Raw genomic sequence first — 24574 nt, forward strand, 5'->3', positions numbered from 1 at the left:
ATACGGCGGCTACGGCCCCTGACCTTGGACATGCCCCGCCCGGAAGGGGTGTACGCCTGTGCCCGCACTTGTGCTGCTCGGTGCTCAGTGGGGTGACGAAGGCAAGGGAAAGGCCACTGACCTGCTCGGTGGCTCGGTGGACTATGTAGTGCGCTACCAGGGCGGCAACAACGCCGGCCACACGGTTGTCGTAGGCGACCAGAAGTACGCGCTGCACCTCCTCCCTTCCGGGATTCTCTCCCCGGACTGTGTGCCTGTCATCGGCAATGGAGTCGTCGTCGACCCGTCGGTCCTGCTCTCCGAGCTGAGCGGTCTGAACGAGCGCGGCGTCGACACGTCGAAGCTCCTGATCAGCGGAAACGCCCACATCATCACGCCGTACAACGTGACGGTCGACAAGGTGGGCGAGCGCTTCCTCGGCAAGCGGAAGATCGGCACGACCGGCCGCGGCATCGGCCCGACGTACGCCGACAAGATCAACCGCACCGGCATCCGCGTGCAGGACCTCTACGACGAGTCGATCCTGCAGCAGAAGGTCGAAGCGGCCCTGGAGCAGAAGAACCAGCTCCTGACCAAGGTGTTCAACCGCCGCGCGATCGAGGCGGAGCAGATCGTCGAGCAGCTCCTGGAGCACGGCGAGAACATCAAGCAGTACGTCGCCGACACCACGCTGATCCTCAACAACGCGCTCGACGACGACAAGGTCGTCCTGTTCGAGGGCGGCCAGGGCACGCTCCTGGACGTGGACCACGGCACGTACCCCTTCGTCACCTCGTCGAACCCGACCGCCGGCGGCGCCTGCACCGGCACCGGCGTCGGACCGACGAAGATCAGCCGCGTCATCGGCATCCTGAAGGCGTACACGACCCGCGTCGGCGCGGGCCCGTTCCCGACGGAGCTGTTCGACGCGGACGGCGAGGCGCTGCGCACCATCGGCGGCGAGCGCGGTGTGACGACGGGCCGTGACCGTCGCTGCGGCTGGTTCGACGCCCCGATCGCCCGCTACGCGACCCGCGTGAACGGCCTGACGGACTTCTTCCTCACCAAGCTCGACGTCCTCACCGGCTGGGAGCAGATCCCGGTCTGTGTGGCGTACGAGATCGACGGCAAGCGGGTGGAGGAGCTCCCCTACTCGCAGACCGACTTCCACCACGCGAAGCCGATCTACGAAATGCTGCCGGGCTGGTCCGAGGACATCACCAAGGCCCAGACCTTCTCCGACCTGCCGAAGAACGCGCAGGGTTACGTGAAGGCCCTGGAGGAGATGTCCGGCGCCCCGATCTCCGCGATCGGCGTGGGCCCGGGCCGCACGGAGACGATCGAGATCAACTCGTTCGTCTGATCGGCCCACCGGTCGCACGAGTCGCATGAGGGGTGGGGCGCGCTGGAGTGCGCCCCACCCCTTCGGCATGCCTCAGCCGGACGCGTCGTCGCCGCAGACGCGCAGGCCCTCCGGGGTGGCGCACGGCAGGTGTCCGTGGGTGCGGATGACGTCGAGGCCGGTGCCGCGGGCGTAGGCGAGGAATCCGGCGGCCAGGGAGTCGGCGGGCGGGAGGCCGTAGGTGTAGGCGTACTCGATCTCGCGGTAGGGGTAGCCGGTCTTCAGGAGCTGGTCGGTCGAGGGGGCGTGGCCCTCCAGGTTGAGGCGGTGCAGGCCTTTCAGGCCGGACGCGGCGCGGAGTTCGCTGTAGCCGATGGCGCCCGGGATGCGGCCGACGGCGTCGAGTACCTGGTCGGTCGAGTCGAGTTCGCAGCGGGTGACGGGGACGGACCGGTCGTCCTTGCCGAGGCAGTCGTTGGACGACGCCTTGATCTCGAAGTTCCCGGCCAGGACGCGGCGTTGAAGTGTGTCGCGGGTGCCGGAGCTCGACCCCCGGCTGACGAGGACGACGGGCAGGTCGGGGCCGCCGAGCTCCTCCCAGTTGCGTACGTCGCCGCGGTAGAGGCGGCGGACCTGCGGCAGCGTCAGGTTCCGCAGCGGCACGCGGTCGTTGAGGACGAGCGTGAAGACGGAGATCGCCACCCGCGTCTCGGCGAGCTGCGGGAAGCCGTCGGACTTGGGTCCGTCGGAGAAGGCGAGGAGGGGCGGCGCCCCGTCGTCCTCGGCCCGGCCGGACTTGCGGCCCGCGTCGTCCAGTTCGCGTATGCCCGCCGCGCTGCCGTGCGCGCTGACCGTGATGTCGGAGCCGGGACAGTCCTCCTCGTACTTGTTCGCGAGCTCCTCGGCGATCGGGGCGAACGCCGTCGAGCCGAGCACCGTCAGCTCGCCCGTCGCGCACTCGATCGGCGGCGGGTCGGCGTCCCGCAGCACGATGATCGAGGCCAGCGTGATCACGGACACGGTGAGGAGCACGGTCAGGAGCTGCGCGGGCCGGGACAGCAGGGGCGGCTTGCCGTCGAGGGTGGTGGAGCGGTTGGGCCGCACCGCACCGGCCTGGATGCCGCCGGAGAGGGTGACCTCGCCGCCGACCGGGCCGCCGGTGAGCAGGACCAGGAGCTTGTAGTGCTGTCCCCGGTTCAGCGGGACGCGCGGGATGTGCAGCGTGCTGCCCTCGTAGCGCAGGCCCGTGCCCGGCGTGAAGTGCTCCATCAGGTGGTCGTCGCCGGACGGCGCGGTGACGGCGAGGCCGCGGACGGTGCGGCCCGTGAAGACGGCGGTGAGCCCGTGCAGCGCGCGGCCGCTGTAGTCGGCGTCGGTCACGGCCTGCGAACCGTCGTTCTCGACGCGCAGCAGGACGAGCGTGGCGTCGGACATCTCGGGGGTCTCGTCGAAGAGCCCGAGCCGCGTGTTGGCGCCGCCCGTACGGACGTTGTCGCCTATGGCCGTGTCCAGCTGGACGCGGTAGCCGATCAGTTTGCGGCGCGGCACCCGGCGCTCGTACCAGAGCGCGCCGACGGTGGCGACCAGGCCGAGGGCGGCCGTGAGCACGGCGATGGTGTTCTCGGCGCTCAACCAGTCCATGGGCGGTGACGGTAGGCGGCGCGGTGCCGCCCGGCGGCGGCTTCCCCGTTCCGTCGCCCGCTGTTCGCCACCGGTTCAGCCAACCGCGCCCGTACGCCGGTCAGTTGCCCCTGTCGTACGTCAGCTCGCCGCTGCCGTCCGTGTTCGCGCGCCGCAGCTTGCCGTTGCCGAGGATCGTGATGACGCTCGGCTCGCCCGGCGAGCAGGACGACATGGGTTCGCCGACGGTGACCACGGTCGGGCCGATGCGCAGCCGGTCACCGGACGCGGACTCCAGCTTCCCCTGGAAGACACAGTGGTACGTCCCGCCGTCCTCGGTCGGCCCGTCCGCCGTCACCGAGAGCACCGTGTCGCCCACCTCGCCCTGCTGGAGGGTGAGTTCGCGGGTGCTGCGGCCGCTGCCGGTGGTGATCCCGCCGCTCCAGCTGCCCAGGTACTTGTCGGGAATGGTGCCCTTGTCCGGTGCCGGGGTCGTGGGCCCCGGCGTGGTCGGTCCCGGCGTCGGCGAGGTGGGCCCGGGCGTCTTCGGCGAACTGCTCGCGCTGTTCTTGGCGCCGCCGCGCTTGTCCTCGGTGCTGTCCCCGTTCATGACGGCGTAGACCGTGCCGCCCGCTCCGACGGCCACTATCAACGCCACGACGACCAGCGCCACGGTCGACCGGGCGCTGCGGCGCGGGGGCTCGGGGAGGGGGACGGGGCCGTACGGGGGCGTCGGGGCGTAGCCCGGAGCCGGCTGCTGCGGGTAGCCGTACGGGGTGGGCTGGGGGTGCGGCGGCTGGTGCGGGTAGCCGTACACCGGGGCGCCGGGTGGTGGCGTGGGCGGCGGGGCCTGGCCGGACACCATGGTGGGCAGGTGGTCGAGGGGCGCGGCGCCGGGCGTGCCGGGGGGCGGGGGAGTGGCGGGCGCGCCGTTCACCACGTCCGGTACGGCGGGCGGGGTTTGGGAGGGCGCGCTGTCCGGGGCCGGCTTCTCCGGGGCGGCGGGGGCGACCGGACCGGCCTGGTCCTCCGGGCTCTCGGGGCCCTCCGCGCTGTCAGAGTTCTCCGGACTCGCCGGGCTCACCGGGCTCTCGGGGCTCTCCGGATCCTCCGCGTCCAGCAGCTGCACCGCGTGCCGCCCGAGCTGGGCGACCAGCGCGGCCGGCAGCCACGGGTCGATGGTGCGGCCGTCGCCGAGGGCGGCCGCCGCGCCCGTGCGTTCCAGGACCTCGTCGAGGGAGGGCCGGGCCGCCGGGTCCTTCCGGAGGCAGGCGGCGATCAGCTCGGAGAGGCTCTCGGGGAGCCCTTCCAGATCCGGTTCCTCCTGCGCGATGCGGAACATCAGCGCGTGCACACCGCTGTTGGCCGTGCCGAAGGGCAGCGCCCCCGACGCCGCGTACGCGAGGACGGAGCCGAGGCAGAACACGTCGCACGCCGGGGTGATGCGGTCGCCGCGCACCTGCTCCGGTGCCATGAAGCCGGGCGAGCCGACCAGCGCGCCGGTGCGCGTGAGCCCGCCGTCGGTGACCGTCTCCAGCGCGCGGGCGATGCCGAAGTCGATGACGCGGGGGCCGTCGATGGTGACCAGGACGTTGGACGGCTTGAGGTCGCGGTGGACGATGCCGGCCGCGTGGATGTCCTTGAGCGCACCCGCGAGCCCGGCCGCGAGGATGGTCACGGACCGCTCGGGCAGCGGGCCGTGGTCGTGCGAGACGACGCTCTGCAGCGAGGGCCCCGCGACGTACCCGGTCGCGACCCACGGGATCGCCGCCTCCGTGTCCGCGTCGAGGACCGGCGCCGTCCACGCCCCGCCCACCCGCCGCGCGGCCTGGACCTCCTGCCGGAACCGGTTCCTGAACTCGTCCTGCTCGGCGAGCTCCTGGCGGACCAGCTTGACCGCGACCGTACGGCCCCGGTCGGACCGCGCGAGGTACACCTGCCCCATGCCGCCGGCGCCGAGCCGCGCCAGCAGGCGGTACGCGCCGATGCGCTGCGGATCTCCGGGTACGAGCTTCTCCATCGCCGCACCGACCTCCCCCATTGGTGTGCAACAGAGTGAGGATAGTGCGGCCGTGGGACGGGGTGGAGCGGGCTTGCCTCTACGGTTCCGTAACGGGTTCCGTAACGGGTTCCGTTACGCGTTCCGCGACAGGCCCCGTGCCGCCCGCGGAACCGGCTTCCCGATCACCGGCGGTGGCCGTGTCCAGCGCGGCGGACAACCGCTCCAGCACCCGTACCGTCTCCGCGAAACCGTCCGTGCCGAGCGCCGCCGCCAGGCGCTCCGCCAGCGCCGCGTGGCCCGGGTCGATCTTCGCGACCGCGGCAAGCCCCGCGTCCGTGGGGCGGAGCAGCTTGGCGCGGCGGTGGGCCGGGTTCGGGGCGTACTCGGCGAGGCCCTTGCGCACCAGGAGGTCCGCGACGCGCTGCACGCTCTGCCGTGTGATGCCCATCGCGCGGGCGATCCCGGAGACCGGCAGCGGTTCGCGCAGGACGGCGCCGAGCACCTGCCAGTGGGCGGCGGTCAGGCCCGCGGGCCCGGCCAGCTCCTCGGACACGGCGAGGAACTGGCCGTTGAGCCGGAAGACGGTCAGCGCGGTGCGGCTGAGCAGGCCCTGCGGTTCGTGTTTCATCTGTCCTGCCCCGCTCATGAGTTGAGCGTTTCGTACGCGGCCGGGTCCGAGTCGTGGAAGAGGCGGTACCACGCGTCGAGCTTCTCGTCGTCGAGTACGTCGCCGAGCCTGCCGAAGATCTCCCGGGCGAACGCGACCGGTTCGGTCGGGCCCGCCGTGATCAGGTCGCCGTCGGTGACCGCGTCCGCCTCGACATACCGCTCGCCGCCCTTGTAGCCGGAGGCCGCCAGATACATCGGCGCGGCGCTGGTGTGCGTGCGGTCGTCGAGCAGCCCCTCGCGGGCGAGGCCCGCCGTGGCCCCGCAGATGGCGCCGACCGGCACGCCCGCGGCCAGGAACGCGCGGGCCGTGCGCGCGAACGGCGCGAGGTCGTCGCTCGTGTCCCACAGGTCGGCGCCCGGCAGGACCAGCAGCGAGCTGTCCTCGGGGCGCAGCTCGCCGAGCGCCAGATCGGGCTGGACGCGGAGACCGCCGATGGAGGTGACCGGGGCGGTGGTCGGGCCGACCGTGCGGATCTCGTGACCGAAGCGGGCGAGCCAGGCCGTGGTGTGGCCGGTCTCCCAGTCGGCGAAGGTGTCGTAGACGGCGAGGTATACGGGCTTGCGGGACATCAGGGCCTCCAGGTGCGAGCCGTATCGATTGACAGCATGCTGGCAAAAGGACAGCATGCTGTCAATAGGGGAACGGTTCCGTGTACGGCCCCGCGCTTCCTTAACGTCCACGAGGGGCGCCCTTAACCCGCGCCTCCCTAGCGTCCTCGTCATGGACAGCACACTGACCCTCAGCGCCCACCTGGGCCTCGACCTGGCCGCCGTCGCCCTGCTGACCTTCGGGGTCTTCTATCCGCGGCACCACAGGCGTGAGCTCGTCCCCGCGTATCTGGCCCTGAACGTCGCGCTGTTCGCGGTGGTCGCCGGGCTCGGCACCGTCGGCGGCGACGGCGGGCTCGCCCTCGGCTTCGGCCTCTTCGGCGTGCTCTCGATCGTGCGGCTGCGCTCCGACGCCCTCCAGCACCAGGAGGTCGCGTACTACTTCATCACCCTGGTCCTCGGCCTGCTCTGCGGCCTGCCCGCGCTCAGCCTGCCGGTGGCCGCGCTGCTCGCCGGCGTCCTGCTCGTGGTGATGTACGGCGCCGATCACCCCCGCCTCTTCGCACGGGACCGGCGCGCGATCGTCACGCTGGACGCCGTCTACCGCGAGGAGGGCCCGCTCAGGGCCGAGCTGGAGCGGCGCCTCGGACGGCCGCTGGGCTGGACGGTGCAGGAGGTGGATTACGTACGCGACCTCATGGTGCTGGAAGTCCGATTCCGTCAGCCGGAACCTTCCGAGCCGCGTGGGGAGTTGACCGTACGACGACGCACGACCCGGTCCCGCACGTTCACCCCCGGCCACCAGAAGGAGACCGTGTGAACCCCGCCGTACGCGCCATCGGCCGCGCCGCGCTCGCCGCGCACCCCATCTCGCTCGACGAGGTGAACGTGCGGGCGGAGCTGCTCGCCCGCTTCGACAACAGCTATCTCGTGCCCGTCGAGATCTTCGAGGATCTCGCGGCCCTGCTGACCGACCCCCGGCGGCGCGGCGGCCCCTTCCGGGCGCTCAGCATCGGCGGAAAACGCTGGTTCCGCTACCACTCGACGTACTACGACACCCCCGAGCTGCTCACCTTCCACGACCACCGGCAGGGGCGGCGGCTCCGCTACCGCATCCGGGAGCGGGTCTATCAGGACAGCGGGGAGCGGCAGTTCGAGATCAAGCTGAAGAGCGGGCGCGGCGAGACCGTCAAGCACCGGCAGCGCCTGGAGGGCACGGACCATGTCCTGGACGCGGTCCGGCTCGGGTTCCTCGCCGGAGTGCTGCGCGGGTCGTACGGCATCGAGGCGCCCGGCGGGCTCACGCCCTCGCTCGTCACCGACTACCAGCGCGCGACCTTCGTCGCCGACGGGCAGCGCATCACGTGTGACGCGGGGCTCGTCGTGCGGGACACGGCGACGGGGCGCAGCGCGGCCGCCGACAGCGGTCTCGTGCTGGTGGAGACCAAGACCAAGGGGCATCTGACGGACGCCGACCGGGTGCTGCACCGGTTCGGGGTGCGTGCCGCGGAGTTCACGAAGTACTGCGGGGGGTATGCCGCGGTCCGGCCCGAGCTGGGCATCAACAAGTGGGCCCGGGCGGTGCGGACGGCGTTCCCGCGGGCGGCGGCCCCTGCGGGAGCGGCCGCGGGAACGTGAGGGTGACCTCGGCGCCGTCGGCCGTGCTCACCGCCGCGAAGCGGCCGTCCGCCTCCTCGGCCGTACGGCGCGCGATGTCCAGGCCGAGACCCGTGGAGCCCGCGCCGCTCGTGCCCCGGTCCGGCGCGGTTCCGTCGGGGAACCCCGGGCCCTCGTCGGCGACGGTGAGCTGCGCCTCGCCGCCGGGCAGGACGCGGACCGTCACGCGGTAGGCGGTGCCCTGCGGCGTGTGGTCCAGGACGTTGCCGATCAGGGCGTCCAGGGCCGCGGCGAGCTCGTCGGCGGGGACGGTGACGGGGACCGGCGCCTTGTCGCCGGGAGTGACCGTTTCCGCCCGCCGCCCCTGGTCCTCCGCCAACGGCGCCCAGAACGCGGCGCGTTCGCGGGCGACCGCCGCCAGGTCCGCGCTCGGTGCCTCGCGCAGCGGCCGCCTCGCCTTGCGGATGACGTCGTCGACGCTGCGCTCCAGCGCGGCGACGTCCGCCGCGATGCGGTGGGCCTCGTCCGTGTCGCGGAGGGTTTCCGCGTCCAGGCGCAGGGCGGCCACCGGGGTGCGCAGGCGGTGGGCGAGGTCGGCGGCGTTCTCCCTTTCGGCGGTGAGGAGTTCGTCGATGCGGGCGGCGAGGCGGTTCAGCTCGCCCGCCACCAGGCGGAGCTCCGGCGGGCCCTCGGGGGTGGCCCGCGCCGTGAGGTCGCCCGCCGCGAGGCGGTCGGCGGTGCGGGCGAGCCTGCGGGTGGCGCCGACGAGACGGGCGCCGAGCCGGTCGGCGAGGAGCAGACCGAGGAGGACGAGCCCCACGCCGATCCCGGCCAGCACGAGCCACGAGGCGAGCGTACCGGCGTACAACTGCCGCTCGGTGAGCGTGACTTGGACTACCGCCGTGCCGCCCTTCGCGCCCTGCACGGGGACCAGGACGAGACGGCTGCCGGAGTCCGTCTCGTAGGTGAAGGCGCGGCCTGTGCGCGCAAGGCGTACCGGATCCGTCAGAGGAGAACCGCTTCCCGCGCGCGGACCGATGACCGAACCGTCCGCGAGGATGAGAGAAGTGGCGGGCAGGCCCTTGCCGTTGACGCTCTCGACCGTCTGCTCGGCGGTCTCGCGCTCGTCGGCGGTCGCCAGGGCCGGGCCCAGGGCGTGGGCCACCCACTGGGCGCGGGCGGTGGCCTCGGCGGTGGCGCGGTCGGCGGCGTGGCTGCGGGTCAGGAGGGTGAGGGGGACGAGGAGGGCGGTCAGGACCAGGGCGGTGGTGGCCGCGGTCAGGAGGAGGAGGCTGCGGCGCATGGGTCAGTCCGTGTCCGTGGCGGTGGCGGAGCTTTCGGGGGCCGCGAGCTTCACGCCGACGGTGCGGACCGTGTGCAGATAGCGGGGCTGCTGCGCGGTCTCACCCAACTTCCGTCGCAACCAGGACAAATGGACGTCGACGGTCTTGTCCGCGCCGCCCAGCGGCTGCTGCCAGACCTCGGCGAGGAGCTCGCGGCGCGAGACGACCTGGCCGGGCCGGCGCGCCAGATAGGCGAGCAGGTCGAACTCCCGCGGGGTGAGGTCGAGGGCCGTGCCGTCGAGGGTGACCTCGCGGGCCATCGGGTCGACGGAGAGGGCGCCCACGCGGAGGGGTTCCTCCGTCTCCGCCACCCCGAGGCGGCGCAGCACCGCCTTGATCCTGGCGTCCAGCTGGGCCGCGCCGAAGGGTTTGACGATGTAGTCGTCGGCGCCGGCCTCGAGGACCGTGACCATCTCCGGCTCGTCGTCGCGGGCCGTCGCCACGATGACGGGGACGTCGCTGACCGCGCGCAGCATTCGCAGCACCTGGGCGCCGTCGACGTCCGGCAGCCCCAGATCGAGGACGACCAGATCGGGCCCGCTGGTCACCGCCGCGTCCAACCCGGCCATGCCGCTGGGCGCGGTCGCCACCGCGTGGCCCTTGTCGCGCAGGGCCCGCACCAGCGCGCCGCGGAGCTGGGGGTCGTCCTCGACGACGAGAAGATGCGCCATACAACCACCGTAGTGAGGGGCGGGTCCTGGGGTTGGGCAGGGTCCTTGTCGGGCTCTTAACCGGACGTTAGGAAACGATGCGGCACAGTGGCGGGATGAGGAAGTGGCGGAACGCCGTCGTCACGGCGGCGTGGGTGGCCGTGGGGACGGCGGCGGGGGCGCTGGGCGCGTGGCAGCTGGCTAGCGCGGACGGTGGGGGCGATGCGGCGCACAGTCGTCCGCTGGACGAGGCTGCGGTGCGCAGGGCGCTGGCCAAGGCCGCGGACTCTCCTCCGGTACGCCCGGAGACGCCCACTTCTCCGCCGGCCTCGGCTCGCCCTTCCCCCTCCGCGGAGCGGTCGACGGTCCGATTCACTGGCGGCTCCGCCACGGTGGAGTGCCGTTCCGACGGCACCGTCCGGCTCATCTCCTGGAGCCCTGCGGACGGCTTCCACATAGACGACGACGTCGAGCGCGGCCCGGCCCCTGTCGTACGCCTGGAGGCCGAACCCGCCGACGACGACGAACAGGAGGACCTCCCGTACGAGGTCCGCTGCGCGGAGGCAGGCCCGAGGGCCAAGGTCGTCCCGGACACGGACGAAGACTGACCCGCGCGGGCCCGCTGTGGCCGGCCGCGCAGTTCCCCGCGCCCCTAAGGAACCCAACTCCGCGCCACACGTCCCGCAAGGCAAAACGGGGGCGGCCACACCGGCTCCCCAGGGGCGCGGGGAACTGCGCGCTCAGCCCCCACCGGCGGTGAGCCGCGAAAGAACCCCCGCCCGGCAGGGCAAGCCCCGGATAGCCCGGCCGGGGCGGGAGGCAGATGCCCGGACCACCCAGGGGCGCGGGGAACTGCGCGGCCAGCCCCCACCCGCCCGCACCCGGGAAAGCAGAGCAAGCCCCCACCCCGGAGGGGAGCGAAGAGGTACGCCACCCGACACTCTGTCGGGTTCCTCCCCCCACGCCCGACAGGACGCCCATACCGTGTCCACTCCGTGGACATTTACCCTCGGCCCCATGACCCCTCAGCCGAATCCCCAGGTCGGCGCCGCCGTGAAGGCCGCGGACCGCGCACACGTCTTCCACTCCTGGTCCGCACAGGAGCTCATAGACCCGCCGGCGATCGCCGGCGCCGAAGGCTCGTACTTCTGGGACTACGACGGAAACCGCTACCTCGACTTCACCAGCGGCCTCGTCTACACCAACATCGGCTACCAGCACCCGAAGGTCGTCGCCGCGATCCAGGAGCAGGCGGCGACGATGACGACCTTCGCGCCCGCCTTCGCCGTGGAGGCCCGCTCCGAGGCCGCACGCCTCATCGCCGAGCGGACCCCCGGCGACCTGGACAAGATCTTCTTCACGAACGGCGGCGCCGACGCCGTTGAGCACGCCACCCGCATGGCCCGCCTGCACACGGGCCGCCCCAAGGTCCTCACCGCGTACCGCTCGTACCACGGCGGCACCCAGCAGGCCATCAACCTCACCGGCGACCCGCGCCGCTGGGCCTCCGACACCGGCACGGCGGGCGTCGTCCGCTTCTGGGCGCCGTTCCTCTACCGCTCCCGCTTCTACGCGGAGACGGAGGCGCAGGAGTGCGAGCGCGCCCTCCAGCACCTCGAGGACACCATCACCTTCGAGGGCCCGCAGACGATCGCGGCGATCATATTGGAGACCGTCCCTGGCACCGCGGGCATCATGCTGCCGCCGCCCGGCTACCTCGCGGGCGTGCGCGCGCTCTGCGACAAGTACGGCATCGTCTTCGTCCTCGACGAGGTCATGGCGGGCTTCGGCCGCACCGGCGAGTGGTTCGCCGCCGACCTCTACGACGTCACGCCGGACCTGATGACCTTCGCCAAGGGCGTGAACTCCGGCTACGTACCGCTCGGCGGCGTCGCCATCTCCGCGAAGGTCGCCGAAACCTTCGCCAAGCGGCCCTACCCGGGCGGCCTCACCTACTCCGGCCATCCCCTGGCCTGCGCCGCCGCCGTCGCCACGATCAACGTCATGGCGGAGGAGCGCGTCGTCGAGCAGGCGGCGGCCCTCGGCGCCCAGGTCATCGAGCCGGGCCTGCGCGCGCTCGCCGAGCGCCACCCGTCGGTCGGCGAGGTGCGCGGCGTCGGCATGTTCTGGGCCCTGGAGCTGGTGAAGAACAGGGAGACCCGCGAGCCGCTCGTGCCCTACAACGCCACCGGCGAGGCGAACGCCCCCATGGCCGCGTTCGGCGCCGCCGCCAAGAAGCACGGCCTGTGGCCCTTCATCAACATGAACCGCACCCACGTCGTGCCCCCCTGCACCATCACGGAAGCCGAGGCGAAGGAGGGCCTCGCCGCCCTGGACGCGGCGCTCTCGGCGGCCGACGAACACACCGTGTAGCACCGTCTCACCTGGGGTGACGGCCGGGCGGGGGCCACCTTCGGGCCCCTGCCCCGAAACCCCGACCGCGTAGTCTGGCGTGCCCGTAAGGGAACACACACGCGACCACGCACCCAGACTCCGCGGGGGAAAACAGATGCCCGGCACCGACGGCCCCGCCGTCATCCGCAGCACTCTGCGCCAGCAGATCGCCGACGCCCTCCGCGACGAGGTCCTGGCCGGCAGGCTCGAGCCGGGCCAGGAGTTCACGGTCAAGGAGATCGCCGACCAGTACGGCGTCTCCGCGACCCCCGTCCGCGAAGCCCTGGTCGACCTCACCGCGCAAGGGCTCCTCGACGCCGACCAGCACCGCGGCTTCCGCGTCCACGAGCACACCCTGGACGACTACCGCGGCATGCTGGAGGCCCGCGGCCTCGTCGCCGACGGCATCTTCCGCGACCTCACGGAGCACGGCGCCCGCCGGGACGTCGGCGACGCCCTCCTCTCCGTGCGCCGCCGCGGCGAGGAGGCGGCCCGCGCGGCCTGCGCCGGCGACCTCACCGTCCTGATCGGCTACGACCTGCGCTTCTGGCGCGAGCTCAGCACCCTCTTCGGCAACCCCTACCTCTCCGAGTTCCTGCACCGCCTGCGCGTGAAGTCCTGGGTCTGCGCCGTCACCCACCTGCGGCGCTGGAGCGACATCAACGGCGGCGACCTGCGCGGCCTGCTCTGGTCCCGGCACACCGAGCTCGTCGACGCGCTGGTGCGCCGCGACCCGGCGGCCGCCCACGGCATCGTCGTCGAGTACAACGCGCACTCCCTGTCCCTCATCGAGCGGCTGGCCGCTGCATGAGCGTGGACCTGACCGTCGTCGTCCCCGCGTACAACGAGGAGCGGCGCCTCGGCCCCACGCTGGCCGCGCTCCGCGACCACCTCGACCAGACGTACCGGGGCGCGTGGGAGCTGATCGTCGTCGACGACGGCTCGACCGACCGCACCGCGGAGATCGCCGCGGACGCGGCCGCCGACGACCCCCGCGTCCAGCTCGTCCGCGGCGGCCGCAACCGCGGCAAGGGCCACGCGCTGCGCCTCGGCGTCCTCGCCTCCTACGGCCGCCGCGTCCTGGTAACCGACGCCGACCTCGCCGCGCCCATCGAGGAGCTCGACCACCTCGACAAGGCGCTCACCGACGGCAACGCGGCCGCGATCGGCTCCCGCGCCCGCCCCGGCGCGACCATCGGCGCCCACCAGCACCGGCTGCGCGAGCTCCTCGGCCGGACCGGCAACTTCCTCATACGCACGGTCGCCGTCCCCGGAATCCGCGACACCCAGTGCGGCTTCAAGCTCTTCGACGGCGACCGGGCCCGCGAGGCGTTCGCCGCGTCCAGGCTGCACGGCTGGGGCATCGACGTCGAGATACTGCAGTACTTCCGGCGGGCCGGCTGGCCCGTCGCCGAGGTGCCCGTGCGCTGGTCCCACCAGGAGGGCTCGAAGGTCCGGCCGCTCGACTACGTCAAGGTCCTCGCCGAGCTGACCCTCCTCAAGGCCCGCGCGGTCCGCCGGGCGGACGTCCTGATCCCCCTCCTCTTCCTGGCCCTGTCCTTCACCCTCTTCTCGGGACGCTGGCCGGCCCCGGCCGACCGCTACTTCCCCGACTCCATGCAGGACCAGAACCAGTGGGAGTGGTTCTTCGCGGTGACGGCGGACAACATCCGCCACCTCGACAACCCCCTCTTCACCACCCTCCAGAACGTCCCGGACGGCGTGAACCTCATGGCCAACACGGTCATGCTCGGCCTCTCCGTCCCGCTCGCCCCCGTGACCTGGCTCCTCGGCCCTGCGGTCGCCCTGAACGTGGCGATGACCGGCGGCCTCGCCGCCACCGCCCTCACCTGGTACCGGCTGATCCGCAAGCGTCTCGTGCCGCACCGGGGCGCCGCCGCCACCGGCGCCGTCCTCGCCGCCTTCGCGCCCCCGATGGTCAGCCACGCCAACGCCCACCCGAACTTCATCGTCCTGTTCATGATCCCGCTGATCATCGAGCGGGCGCTGCGGCTCTGCGAGGGCACCCGGGTCGTACGCGACGGAGTCGTCCTCGGCCTCTTCACGACGTACCAGATCTTCCTCGGCGAGGAACCGCTCCTCCTGGCCGCGCTCGGCATGCTGCTCTTCGCCCTCGCGTACGCGGCCGTACGCAGGGACGTGGCGAGGGAGTCCTGGCGCCCGCTCGCGCGCGGCCTCGGGATCGCCCTCGCGGTGACGATCCCGCTGGTCGCCTTCCCCCTGTACTGGCAGTTCTTCGGGCCGCAGAGCTACAAGAGCGTGCTGCACGGCGACAACGCGGGCAACAGCCCGCTCGCGTTCCTCTCCTTCGCCGAGCGCTCCCTCGCGGGCAGCGACGCGACCGCCGACCACCTCGCCATGAACCCCACCGAGGAGAACGCCTTCTTCGGCTGGCCGCTCGCCGCCCTGGCCTTCGCGATCGTCGTACGCCTCTGGGAGCGCACGGTGGTCAAGGCGCTCGCGTTCACCGTGGTCGGCGCCGCGCTGCTCTCGCTGGGACCGAAGTTCCGCATTCCGCTGACGGACACCGTCCTGCCCGGCCCGTGGGCGGCACTCTCCGACCTGCCCCTCTTCGAATCCGTCATCGAGTCGCGCGTGGCGATGGTGTGCGCCCCGGCGCTCGGCATGCTGCTCGCGCTGGCGCTCGCCCGCCTCCTGTCCGCTCCCCGGCCCATGCACCGGTACGCGGGCCTCGCGGCCGTCGCCGTCGCGCTGCTGCCGATCGTGCCCGCGCCGCTGAAGGCCGTGGACCGCACCGACGTGCCGCCGTTCATCGCGCAGGGCACCTGGCGCACGTACCTGGGCGACGGCGAGACCCTCGTCCCGGTGCCGGTCCCCGACGCGGGCAACGCGGAGGGCCTGCACTGGCAGACCACCGCCGACCTGGGCTTCCGCATCCCGGGCGGCTACTTCAACGGCCCCTGGGGCCCCGACCGCGTCGGCATCTACGGCCCCCCGCCCACGAACACGTCGAACCTCCTGGGCCACGTCCGCTCCACGGGCCGCGTCCCCAAGATCACGTCCGCCTGGCGGGAGGCGGTCCGCAGGGACCTGACGTTCTGGAACGCGGGCGTCCTGGTCCTGGCGCCGCAGGACAACGACACGGAACTGCGCGCGACCGTGGACGCGCTCGTCGGCCGTCACGGAAAGTGGGTGGGCGGCGTATGGATATGGGACCTGCACCAGGGCAGCTAGAGGACCACAGGCCCGACTACGCTGCCTGCACGCGAAGCAACACTCCGCGACTGCCTGCACGCGGAGCACCGATCCGCAACTGCCTGCACGCGGAGCGACAATCCGCAACGAAAGCTCACTCGTACCGTCCGTCGCCCGACCTGACCCGAGGAGTCCTTCTTGGCCTGCGACCTGTGGCTGGTCCCGCTCGTCGACGTGCTGTGCCACAGCGCCGACAACCCCTTCGCGGAAGAGCTCGCCGTCTACGACAAGGCGCTGAACGAGGCGGGGCTCCCGCCGGTCCCCGTCTTCGCCTACATGCCCGGCCTGTCCGGCGACGTGGCCCCGGTCGCGGGCTTCGACTACGACGCACTGCATTTCCTGCGCCGCGCGTACCTCCTCCAGATCTGCGGCCTGGAGGTCACGCCGGTGGACGCGCTCGGCGGTGACTACGAACAGCTCCTGGAGATGTTCGACGCCACGGCCCAGCAGTCGCACCTGGTCTGGCACTACGACCACGCGGGCGCGTACGTCCCCGTGGACTTCCCCGCCCCGCTCTCCAACGACGAGCTGCTCGCGGGCGGCGGGCCCCTCGGCTCCTCCCAGGCGCTCCTGCGCGAACTGGAGTACGTGGCCCCCTCGATCGGCATAGACCCCGCCAACCCGCCCCTGCCCCCGGCCCCGCCCGCGGCCCCCACCTCCCTGGAGGAACCGGCGGCCCCGCCGCCACCGGACGCGAGCCCCTTCGCGAGGGAACGCCACGTCTGGCTGGGCCTGCACGCGGCGGCGACCCGCAGCCTGGCGCAGGGCTCAATGATCATCTACAGCTAGCGATGACTTTCCGCGTCTCGCCCGGTCTACCGATCTGACTGTCGTACACGAAAAACTGCCAGAGGCAGCAACAGGAGGAGCCACGTGAGTCAGCCGAGTCAGCCGAGCCAGCCGAGCCAGCCGAGTCAGCTACTGAAGGTGCAGAACTTCACTGTTTCGCAGGACGGGTTCGGTGCCGGTGAGGGCCAGAGCCTGGAGCGGCCCTTCGGCCACGCGGACCCCCGGGAGCTGATGACCTGGGCGAGCGCGACGGCGAGCTGGCCGAACCGCAAGGACGCGGGCGGGAGCCGCGGTCTCGACGACTACTTCACGCGGGACTTCTCCCACAACATCGGCGCCGAGATCATGGGCCGCAACAAGTTCGGGCCGCAGCGCGGGCCCTGGCAGGACCACGAGTGGCGCGGCTGGTGGGGCGAGGAGCCGCCGTTCCACACGCCGGTCTTCGTGATGACGCACCACGAGCGCCCTTCGTTCACGCTCTCCGACACGACGTTCCACTTCGTCGGCGGCGACCCCGCCGACGTCCTGGAGCGGGCCCGGGAGGCGGCCGATGGCAAGGACGTGCGACTCGGCGGCGGCACCACCGTCATCCGCCAGTTCCTGGCGGCGGGCCTGATCGACACCCTGCACGTGGTGGTCACCCCGGTAAAGCTGGGCTCCGGCGTCCGCCTCTGGAATTCCCCCGACGACCTGCTCGACCGCTACCACCTGGAAGTCATCCCAAGCCCGAGCGGCGTAACCCACCACGTGTTCTGGCGCAGGTGACCTGACCGGCGTACGTCCTGCCCTGCCGGTCAGCGGGGCTCCGGTGGGCGTTGGCGGGGCATGTTTGGGCGGGCGCCGGGTGGCAGTGGGAAACGGCCGGGGTAGGCGGGGGCCTCCCGGGGCGGGCCGCCGGGGGTCATCGCCTGCATGGCCAGCGGCACGGGCCCGGCCCGGAACTCCACCATCCAGTCCGAGGTCTCCGCCCGCACCAGCTCCGTCACGTCGTCGGAGAACCTGCGCAGCACCCCGAGGCACCGCTCGGCCGCTTCCCCGGCGGTGCCCTCGGTGGGCCCGAGCACCTCCCGCACGCTCTCCGACGCCCAGTCGAACTGCAGCACCTGCAGCCGCCGCTGCACGGCCTGCGCGGTCGCCACGTCCCGCATCCACCCGGACGTGAGCCCGAAGAACCGGTCGCACCCCACGCACGCCACCCCGGCGAGCAGCGACACGAACCCCCAGGAGGCCTCGGGACCGGCCACCGCGGCCAGATCGAGCAGCGGCAGCACACCGGCGCCCACGGCGCCCAGCGCGGCGCCCACCCGCAGCAGCCGCGCCGCGCGCCGCTTCCGGCCCCGGTCGACGAGATACCACTCGGCCGTGTCGAGGGCGCCCCGCTCCACCCAGCGGTACAGCTCGTCGAGGCGCGCGGCAGGCTCGCCCCAGTCGCCGAGGGGAAAGGCCCGCCCGGTCAGATCCCCGAACCGCGCCCCCGCACCCGCCCCTGGCCTCGCACCAGGCCCCGCCCCCGGCCCCGGAGAGGCGCCCGCCCCCGAACCCTGCCCCTCGGGGGGCACCCCCTCAGGGGGCATCCCCTCGGGCTGCATCTCCGGCTGGCTCACCCGGCACTCCTCTACGAGATCGCGCGTATCGACACTAAGTCCTACCGCCCAATGGGTGGCCATGAGCCCGGATTCACGGCTTTTCCGCCCGGAAGAGCTGCTTGATCAGGTATAGGAAGACCGCTGATCTCACTCGAAAGAGTGCTGGAGCGACGCGCCCGCCGACCACGTAGGCTCGTTCTAGGCGGAAACCCCGCCAGATGGACCCGTACCCATGGACCGTACGAAACGGAGCTGATCGTGATCCCCGGTGGTGGCCAGCCCAACATGCAGCAGCTGCTCCAGCAGGCCCAGAAGATGCAGCAGGACCTCGCGGCGGCGCAGGAGGAACTGGCACGCACAGAGGTGGACGGCCAGGCGGGCGGTGGCCTCGTCAAGGCGACGGTGACCGGCTCCGGCGAGCTGCGCGGCCTGGTGATCGACCCGAAGGCGGTCGACCCCGAGGACACGGAGACCCTGGCGGACCTGGTCGTCGCGGCGGTCCAGGCGGCCAACGAGAACGCGCAGGCGCTCCAGCAGGAGAAGCTCGGCCCGCTGGCCCAGGGCCTGGGCGGCGGCGGCATCCCGGGCCTTCCCTTCTAAGAAACCCCCCGGCCAACTACCGTACGTAGAAGGCAGACACCCTCGGCAGGACTACAGGAAAGGCGTTCCGTGTACGAAGGCGTGGTTCAGGACCTCATCGACGAGTTGGGCAGGCTGCCCGGCGTCGGTCCCAAGAGCGCGCAGCGGATCGCCTTCCACATCCTCCAGACGGAGCCCACGGACGTGCGCCGCCTGGCGCACGCGCTCCTGGAGGTCAAGGACAAGGTCCGCTTCTGCGCGACCTGTGGGAACGTCGCGCAGGAAGAGCTCTGCAACATCTGCAGAGACCCCCGCCGAGACCCCTCCGTCATCTGCGTGGTCGAGGAACCGAAGGACGTGGTCGCGATCGAGCGGACGCGGGAATTCCGTGGTCGCTACCACGTCCTGGGCGGCGCGATCAGCCCGATCGAGGGCGTGGGCCCGGACGACCTGCGTATACGGGAACTCCTCGCGCGCCTGGCCGACGGCACGGTCACGGAGCTGATCCTGGCGACGGACCCGAACCTGGAGGGCGAGGCGACGGCGACGTACCTCGCGCGCATGATCAAGCCCATGGGCCTGAAGGTCACCCGCCTGGCCAGCGGACTCCCTGTCGGGGGAGATCTGGAATACGCGGACGAGGTCACCCTGGGCCGCGCCTTCGAGGGGAGACGACTCCTAGATGTCTGACGCCACGCTGCACGCGACAGCCCAGAACCGGAACCCGGACGACTTCGCGGTTCAGATCTCCGACCAGATCGAGAGCTTCATCGTCTCGGTCCGCGAGGTGGCGAAGGGCGCCGAGCCGGACTCGGCCGTGCCCTTCCTCCTCCTGGAGGTCTCCCAGCTCCTCCTGGCCGGCGGCCGCCTGGGCGCCCACGAGGACATCGTCCCCGAGGAGCGGTACGAACCGGACCTCGGCCCGGAACAGGACGTCGACGACCTCCGCGAACGCCTGGCCGTCCTCCTGGACCCGATCGACGTCTACTCCGAGGTCTTCGACCCGTACGAGCCCCGCAAGGCCCCGGTCCCCTGCCGCATCTCGGACGACCTGGCCGACGTCGTCGCGGACCTCTCCCACGGCCTGGCCCACTACCGCGCGGGCCGCACCACAGAGGCCCTGTGGTGGTGGCAGTTCTCCTACTTCTCGAACTGGGGCTCCACAGCCTCCGGCGCCCTCCGGGCCCTCCAGTCCCTGGTGGCCCACGTCCGCCTGAACCAGCCCCTGGAAGACCTCGACGGCCTGGACACGGACGAGGACCTGGCAGCGGAGGGCCTGGAGGAGGAAGCGGGCAAGGTAATGGCAGAGGAGATCGCGGGTCCACTGGGCCTCAGGACGGTCAAGTAACCCCTGCCGCAAGGCGACCGAGCGCTACGCTGAGTCACAAACTGCGCTAGGGGGCGGGGACCATGGCGGACGACGCGTGGGTCGGGCTGGCTGAGGCGATTGGGGCGGTGCGGGCGGAGTTGGAGCGGGCGGCCGAGGAAGGCCGCGGGCAGGAGCTCCAATTCCGTACGGGCCCGGTCGAGTTGGAGTTCACCGTCGACGTGCGCAAGGACGGTGAGGCCCGCGCGAAGGTTTTCGTCCTCCCCTTCGGGGCCGAGGCGAAGGCGGCGCGGTCGAGGGGGGCGGTGAGCCGGCTCAAGGTGACGTTGCAGCCGGTCGACGCGGCGACGGGTGAGGACGCGCGGGTCGGGGACCACGTGGGGGAGCGGCCCCGGTAGGGCGGCGGCCACGTCATGGACGTACGACGGGTCGTGGAGATCTGGAACCCGGGCGAAGGCAGGGCGGGCACGGGTTACCTGGTCGCGGACCGGATCGTCCTCACGGCGCTGCACAACGTCCGGGGTGCCGGGGTGCTGGAGGTCCGCCGACTCGACCCGGACGGGCACGAGCAGTGGACCGAAGCCGAGCTGCTCTGGCCTGAGCCCGCGCCGGACCCGCAGCCGGACGCGGCACTGATCCGCGTGATGGGCGCATCCTGGGCGCCGCTGCCGCCCGGTACCGCCCCCCTGCGATGGGGCCGCATCGATCCGGCCGTCACCGAAAGCCGACTCGGCTGCCTGGCCGTCGGCTTCCCGTGCTCCGAAGTGCGGGACGGCGTCCGGGACACGAAGGAGATCCGGGGCCACGTCGAGACCCTGACCGGCCTGAAGTCGGGCGGCGACGTGATCACCGCGCACGTCGACCGGGTCGCCACCCCCAGCAAGCCGGAACCGGACGAGAAGTCACGCTGGTCGGGAGCCTCCGGCGCGGCCCTGTTCGCACGCGGCCGGCTCGTCGGCGTCGTCACGACCGACCGTGCACGGGACTACGAGGGGGACCAGCTCACGGCGGTCTCCGTGGCATCGCTCGCCGCGCGGCCCGGCTTCGCGATGGCCGTGAAGGCGGCAGGCGGTGACCTGGTCCTGGAGGACGTCACGGCGACGGACGCCGACGCGCACGTGCCGCGCACGGCGTACGACGTCGAGGTGCCCCGGGGGATGCACAACCTTCCCGACCTGCCGTCACGGTTCTTCGTCGGCCGCGAGGAGGCACTCGCCGCCCTCGGCCGCGCCCTGTCCGAGGGCTCCCAGACGATCACCCAGACCCTGCACGGCCTCGGCGGCGTCGGAAAGACGACGCTGGCGCTGCACTACGCCCACGCCAACCGGCACGCGTACCGCCTGGTGTGGTGGCTCCGCGCGGACACGCCCGACCTGATCGACGAGGGCCTGGCGGCGCTGGCCGTGCGACTCAGGGGAGACCGCGCCCCCGCCCTCCCGACCGCGCAGGCCGCCTCGTGGTCCATCGGCTGGCTGCAGACACACCCGGGCTGGCTGCTCGTCTTCGACAACGTGGAGAGACCGGAGGACGTCCGGACGGTCACGGGACAACTACGGGAATCCGGGCGCCAGTTGATCACATCCCGGTGCAGGGGAGGCTGGTCGGGCGAGCCGATCCCGCTCCCCGTTCTCGAAGCCGACGCGTCGCTGGACCTGCTGGCACGCCTGACGGACGGCGGAGACGAGACCGAGGCCCGCGCGCTGGCCGAAGACCTCGGCCATCTGCCTCTCGCCCTGGAGCAGGCGGGCGCGTTCATGGCACAGACCCTGATGACGGCGGGCGAGTACCGGGCGATGCTCGGCCGGTATCCGGGAGAAGCCACCGACGCCGCGCCGGAGGGCGCGGACCCGACACGCACGATGGCCCGGATCTGGCGCATCACCCTGGACGTCCTCCACGAACGCGACCCGCGCGCGGTCGACCTGCTGCGCATCGCGTCCTGGTACGCCCCCACGGGCATCCCCCGGGAGCTGTTCGCCCCGCTCGCCGAGAATCCCGTGGACCTCGCCCGGCTCCTGGCCCTCCTGGCGAACTACAACATGATCAGCCTCGACCGCTCGACGCTGGGCGTCCACCGCCTCGTCCAAACGGTGGCCCGCACGCCGTCGGAGGACGACCCGCACCGCACCGGGCCCCTGATCACCGAGGCCCGGGACCAGGCCGCGGCCCGGATGTGCGGCATGCTGCCGGACGACCCCCAGGACAACGTCGCCGGCTGGCCGACGTGGCGCAGACTCCTGCCGCACGCCGAGGCCCTCCTTGCGGCATGGGCGCCCGCCGAGGACACGGACAGCACACACCTCGTCCTCAACCAGGTCGCGCTGTACCTCGAAGGCCAAGGAGAGGTGCACAAGGCCATCGGCTACTTCCGCCGCGGTGTGGAGGCGGCCACCCGAGTGTTCGGCGAGGTCGGCCCGGACACGCTGACGGCGCGGAACAACCTGGCGGGCGCGTACGAGCTGGTCGGCGACCCGGCTCGGGCGATCCCCCTCTTCGAGCGGACACTGACCGACCGGCTGGGGGTCCTTGGCAGGGACCACCCGGACACGCTGTTGTCGCGGAACAACCTGGCGGGCGCGTACGAGTCGGTCGGTGACGTGAGCCGTGCGATCGCCTTGTTCGAGGAGGCGTTGGCGGACCGGACGCGGGTGCTGGGCGCGGACCACCCGGACACCATGATGACGCGGAACAACCTGGCCTATTCGTACAAGGCGTCAGGTGACGCGGCCCGTGCGATGGCTCTGTACGAGGAGACGTTGTCGGCCCGGCTGCGGGTGCTGGGCAGGGACCACCCGGACACCATGATGTCGCGGAACAACATCGCGAGCGCGTACGTGGAGACGGGTGAGGTGGCGCGTGCGATCCCGCTGTACGAGGAGACGCTGGCCGATCAGCTTCGAGTGCTGGGGCCGGACCACCCGAACACTCTGATGTCCCGTCACAACCTGGCTGCGGCGACTGAGTCGGCGGGTGAGGTGGGGCGTGCGATCGCCCTGTACGAGGAGACGCTGGCCGATCAGCTGCGGGTCCTGGGGCCGGACCACCCGAGCACACTGAGATTGCGGCACAACCTGGCCCACGGGTATGCGGTGTCGGGCGAAGTCACCCGCTCGGTCACCCTGTACGAGCAGGTGCTGGCCGACCAGCTGCGGGTGCTGGGCGGAAATCACCCCGACACGCTGAAGACGCGGAACAACCTGGCCCATGCGTATGGCACCGGGGGTGACCTGGGCCGCGCGGTGGATCTGTACGAGCAGGTGCTGGCCGACTCCACCAGGATCCTGGGCGAGGACCACCCGACGACCGCACTGGTACGCGACAACCTGGGCGCCGTACGGCGGCGCCTGGCCGTGAAAGGGGTGAGGAGCTGGAAGCCGAGGAAGCCCACGGACTGATCAGGTCGTGATCAGGTCCCCAACGCGGACAGCATCTGCTCCGGGGCCACGTACGGCGCCGTCGGCGTGGGCTCCGAGTACCAGAGCAAGGGCCACGTGTTGCCGTTCAGGGCCGGTACGCCGATGTACGTCACCGTGCGCGGGGTGCCGAAGCGCTGTACGCCGAGCGGCCATGTGTGGTCCTTGGCGGTGCCTGGCGGGACCAGGAAGTACATCCACCGGAACCCCGTCGCCTCGCAGATGACGGGGCCGGCGTCCCCGTCCGCCTCGGCGACCAGTCGTGCGGCGACCTGTTCCCCTCGTACGCCCTGAATGCGCAGCGTGTCGAAGTGCACGCCCGAGACCCGGAGTTGGTGGCCCGCCACCGGGACCCACTCGGGCCAGTGAATTGCGTTCGTCATGGTCACAGGGTGCGGAGCGCGAGGCTACGCTCGGTAGTGACTGAGGGGATACGCGCGTCGGTGTATCCGTCGGAGGTGGTCACTGTGTCCGTTCAGTACAACCCGACCTGGCGGTACAGCGGGAACCAGCTGAAGCGGTGGCGGATGAAGGCGAACGTCACGCGCGAGGAGCTGGGCGCCGCCGCGAATTACGCACCGGACACGATCAAGGCGATGGAGCAGGGTGTCCGGATGCCGACGGCGCGCGTTCTGGACGCGGCGGATGTCCTGTGCGGGGCGGAGGGGTTGCTGTGCGCGGCCAAGGATTACGTCAAGCCGGAGAAGTTTCCGGCTCGGGCACTGGACTTCATGGAGTATGAGAAGCAAGCGATCAGCCTGTGGTCGTACGAAGTCGCATGGATCCCCGGGCTGTTGCAGACGGAGGCGTGTGCGAGGCGACTGATCGGCAACCATTGCCCGCCGCTTGATGGCGCGACGGTGGAGGAACGAGTCGCGGGACGTATGGAGCGACAGGCGCTCCTCACGTGTACACCGCCGGTGGCGCTCAGCTTTGTGCTGTACGAAGCGACGCTGCGGACTCCTCAGGTGGACAAAGAGCAACTGGTGCGTTTGCTTGAGGTGGGGCGCTGCAACAACGTCTCGGTCCAGGTGCTGCCGTTCGCTCGGGCGATTCCCGCAGCACTCCTGGGTCCGATGGTCGTGCTGGAGACACAGGACCGAGAGCGTTTCGCCTTCACCGAAGGGCCGTCGGCGAGCGAGCTGACGTCCGATTCAGCGGTGGTGAGTTCCCATACCGAGCGACTTAGCATGATCCGCATGGAGGCCCTCGGCACCGAGGAGTCGGCCCTCTTCATCGAGCGGATGGCGGAAGAGCTATGAGTGAGCAGCTGACCTGGGTCAAGTCCAGCTACAGCGACTCCGAGGGCGGCAACTGCCTCGAAGTCGCCCTGCACCGGCACGAGTCCGCCCCTACTGCCCTCCACATCCGCGACTCAAAGCTCCCCGCGAGCCCCGAGGTCACCGTCTCCGCCCCCGCCTGGGCCACCTTCATCGCCGCAGTTCAGCCCGGAGCTTGAGCCCCGGGACCCGAGCTCT

24 protein-coding genes are annotated in these 24574 nt (G+C 71.8%); 16 read left to right on the forward strand and 8 right to left on the reverse strand.

The genetic code is table 11. The annotated features are described in order from the left end of the window. Positions 1–58: 58 nt before the first annotated feature. A complete protein-coding gene (locus tag ACZ56E_RS31825) occupies positions 59–1342 on the forward strand; it encodes an adenylosuccinate synthase (RefSeq protein ID WP_362987947.1) in 1284 nt (427 codons plus the stop codon). A 72-nt stretch (positions 1343–1414) separates the two neighbouring features. On the opposite strand, the gene ACZ56E_RS31830 is transcribed toward ACZ56E_RS31825, so the two are convergent. From ACZ56E_RS31830 to ACZ56E_RS31845, 4 genes are all read right to left on the reverse strand, one after another. Further along, positions 1415–2962, reverse strand: a complete 1548-nt coding sequence (locus ACZ56E_RS31830) for a substrate-binding domain-containing protein (protein ID WP_471219468.1) — start codon at positions 2960–2962, stop codon at positions 1415–1417. 100 nt (positions 2963–3062) lie between these two features. Then, a complete protein-coding gene (locus ACZ56E_RS31835) occupies positions 3063–4961 on the reverse strand; it encodes a serine/threonine-protein kinase (RefSeq protein WP_471219470.1) in 1899 nt (632 codons plus the stop codon). Positions 4962–5040: 79 nt separating this feature from the next. Continuing rightward, on the reverse strand, positions 5041–5571 hold the full coding sequence (locus ACZ56E_RS31840) for a MarR family winged helix-turn-helix transcriptional regulator (RefSeq protein ID WP_471219831.1): 531 nt from the start codon (positions 5569–5571) through the stop codon (positions 5041–5043). A 14-nt stretch (positions 5572–5585) separates the two neighbouring features. Further along, on the reverse strand, positions 5586–6182 hold the full coding sequence (locus ACZ56E_RS31845) for a type 1 glutamine amidotransferase family protein (RefSeq protein ID WP_471219472.1): 597 nt from the start codon (positions 6180–6182) through the stop codon (positions 5586–5588). A gap of 151 nt (positions 6183–6333) precedes the next feature. Here ACZ56E_RS31845 and ACZ56E_RS31850 point away from each other — a divergent pair, with 151 nt between their 5' ends. Further along, on the forward strand, positions 6334–6981 hold the full coding sequence (locus ACZ56E_RS31850; RefSeq protein WP_468608159.1) for a DUF4956 domain-containing protein: 648 nt from the start codon (positions 6334–6336) through the stop codon (positions 6979–6981). Next, positions 6978–7799 carry a VTC domain-containing protein gene (locus ACZ56E_RS31855; protein ID WP_471219474.1) on the forward strand — a complete coding sequence of 274 codons (822 nt, stop codon included), beginning with the start codon at positions 6978–6980 and terminating at the stop codon, positions 7797–7799. The genes ACZ56E_RS31850 and ACZ56E_RS31855 overlap by 4 nt, the downstream gene beginning before the upstream one ends. On the opposite strand, the gene ACZ56E_RS31860 is transcribed toward ACZ56E_RS31855, so the two are convergent. Then, a complete protein-coding gene (locus tag ACZ56E_RS31860; RefSeq protein ID WP_471219476.1) occupies positions 7723–9081 on the reverse strand; it encodes a sensor histidine kinase in 1359 nt (452 codons plus the stop codon). The two genes, ACZ56E_RS31855 and ACZ56E_RS31860, sit on opposite strands and share 77 nt — an antisense overlap. Positions 9082–9084: 3 nt before the next feature. Then, positions 9085–9792 carry a response regulator transcription factor gene (locus ACZ56E_RS31865; protein ID WP_468608165.1) on the reverse strand — a complete coding sequence of 236 codons (708 nt, stop codon included), beginning with the start codon at positions 9790–9792 and terminating at the stop codon, positions 9085–9087. A gap of 95 nt (positions 9793–9887) precedes the next feature. Here ACZ56E_RS31865 and ACZ56E_RS31870 point away from each other — a divergent pair, with 95 nt between their 5' ends. From ACZ56E_RS31870 to ACZ56E_RS31895, 6 genes are all read left to right on the forward strand, one after another. Further along, positions 9888–10379: a hypothetical protein gene (locus ACZ56E_RS31870; RefSeq protein WP_471219479.1), complete on the forward strand. Its 492-nt coding sequence runs from the start codon at positions 9888–9890 to the stop codon at positions 10377–10379. Positions 10380–10788: 409 nt separating this feature from the next. After that, a complete protein-coding gene (locus ACZ56E_RS31875; RefSeq protein WP_471219480.1) occupies positions 10789–12144 on the forward strand; it encodes an aminotransferase class III-fold pyridoxal phosphate-dependent enzyme in 1356 nt (451 codons plus the stop codon). Positions 12145–12280: 136 nt separating this feature from the next. Next, the gene (locus tag ACZ56E_RS31880; protein ID WP_471219481.1) at positions 12281–12976 is read left to right on the forward strand and encodes a GntR family transcriptional regulator; all 696 of its coding nucleotides are present in this window, start codon (positions 12281–12283) and stop codon (positions 12974–12976) included. After that, on the forward strand, positions 12973–15381 hold the full coding sequence (locus ACZ56E_RS31885; RefSeq protein WP_471219483.1) for a dolichyl-phosphate beta-glucosyltransferase: 2409 nt from the start codon (positions 12973–12975) through the stop codon (positions 15379–15381). The genes ACZ56E_RS31880 and ACZ56E_RS31885 overlap by 4 nt, the downstream gene beginning before the upstream one ends. Positions 15382–15540: 159 nt before the next feature. Next, positions 15541–16191: a hypothetical protein gene (locus ACZ56E_RS31890; protein WP_362987921.1), complete on the forward strand. Its 651-nt coding sequence runs from the start codon at positions 15541–15543 to the stop codon at positions 16189–16191. Positions 16192–16275: 84 nt separating this feature from the next. Continuing rightward, the gene (locus ACZ56E_RS31895) at positions 16276–16956 is read left to right on the forward strand and encodes a dihydrofolate reductase family protein (RefSeq protein WP_471219486.1); all 681 of its coding nucleotides are present in this window, start codon (positions 16276–16278) and stop codon (positions 16954–16956) included. Between the two features lie 29 nt (positions 16957–16985). Here the strand turns inward: ACZ56E_RS31895 and ACZ56E_RS31900 are convergent, their stop codons facing one another. Then, positions 16986–17795, reverse strand: a complete 810-nt coding sequence (locus tag ACZ56E_RS31900) for an SLATT domain-containing protein (protein WP_471219488.1) — start codon at positions 17793–17795, stop codon at positions 16986–16988. A gap of 240 nt (positions 17796–18035) precedes the next feature. On the opposite strand from ACZ56E_RS31900, the gene ACZ56E_RS31905 reads away from it, so the two are divergent. The 5 genes from ACZ56E_RS31905 (at position 18036) to ACZ56E_RS31925 (ending at position 23078) form a co-directional block, all read left to right on the forward strand. Then, positions 18036–18377, forward strand: a complete 342-nt coding sequence (locus ACZ56E_RS31905) for a YbaB/EbfC family nucleoid-associated protein (protein WP_398302177.1) — start codon at positions 18036–18038, stop codon at positions 18375–18377. A gap of 69 nt (positions 18378–18446) precedes the next feature. Next, on the forward strand, positions 18447–19046 hold the full coding sequence (gene recR, locus ACZ56E_RS31910; protein WP_164322503.1) for a recombination mediator RecR: 600 nt from the start codon (positions 18447–18449) through the stop codon (positions 19044–19046). After that, the gene (locus ACZ56E_RS31915; protein ID WP_468608181.1) at positions 19039–19704 is read left to right on the forward strand and encodes a DUF5063 domain-containing protein; all 666 of its coding nucleotides are present in this window, start codon (positions 19039–19041) and stop codon (positions 19702–19704) included. Before recR ends, ACZ56E_RS31915 begins: the two co-directional genes overlap by 8 nt. Positions 19705–19766: 62 nt before the next feature. Beyond that, on the forward strand, positions 19767–20081 hold the full coding sequence (locus ACZ56E_RS31920; protein WP_471219490.1) for a trypco2 family protein: 315 nt from the start codon (positions 19767–19769) through the stop codon (positions 20079–20081). 15 nt (positions 20082–20096) lie between these two features. Then, positions 20097–23078, forward strand: a complete 2982-nt coding sequence (locus tag ACZ56E_RS31925) for a tetratricopeptide repeat protein (RefSeq protein WP_471219492.1) — start codon at positions 20097–20099, stop codon at positions 23076–23078. An 11-nt stretch (positions 23079–23089) separates the two neighbouring features. Here ACZ56E_RS31925 and ACZ56E_RS31930 read toward each other — a convergent pair whose 3' ends face one another. Then, positions 23090–23479, reverse strand: a complete 390-nt coding sequence (locus ACZ56E_RS31930) for a hypothetical protein (protein ID WP_471219494.1) — start codon at positions 23477–23479, stop codon at positions 23090–23092. Positions 23480–23563: 84 nt separating this feature from the next. Here ACZ56E_RS31930 and ACZ56E_RS31935 point away from each other — a divergent pair, with 84 nt between their 5' ends. After that, positions 23564–24358: a helix-turn-helix domain-containing protein gene (locus ACZ56E_RS31935; protein WP_471219496.1), complete on the forward strand. Its 795-nt coding sequence runs from the start codon at positions 23564–23566 to the stop codon at positions 24356–24358. After that, positions 24355–24555, forward strand: coding sequence for a DUF397 domain-containing protein (locus tag ACZ56E_RS31940; RefSeq protein WP_471219498.1), 201 nt, complete (start codon positions 24355–24357; stop codon positions 24553–24555). The genes ACZ56E_RS31935 and ACZ56E_RS31940 overlap by 4 nt, the downstream gene beginning before the upstream one ends. Positions 24556–24574: the final 19 nt, after the last annotated feature.

It is taken from the genome of Streptomyces sp. NPDC039480 (assembly GCF_055597165.1).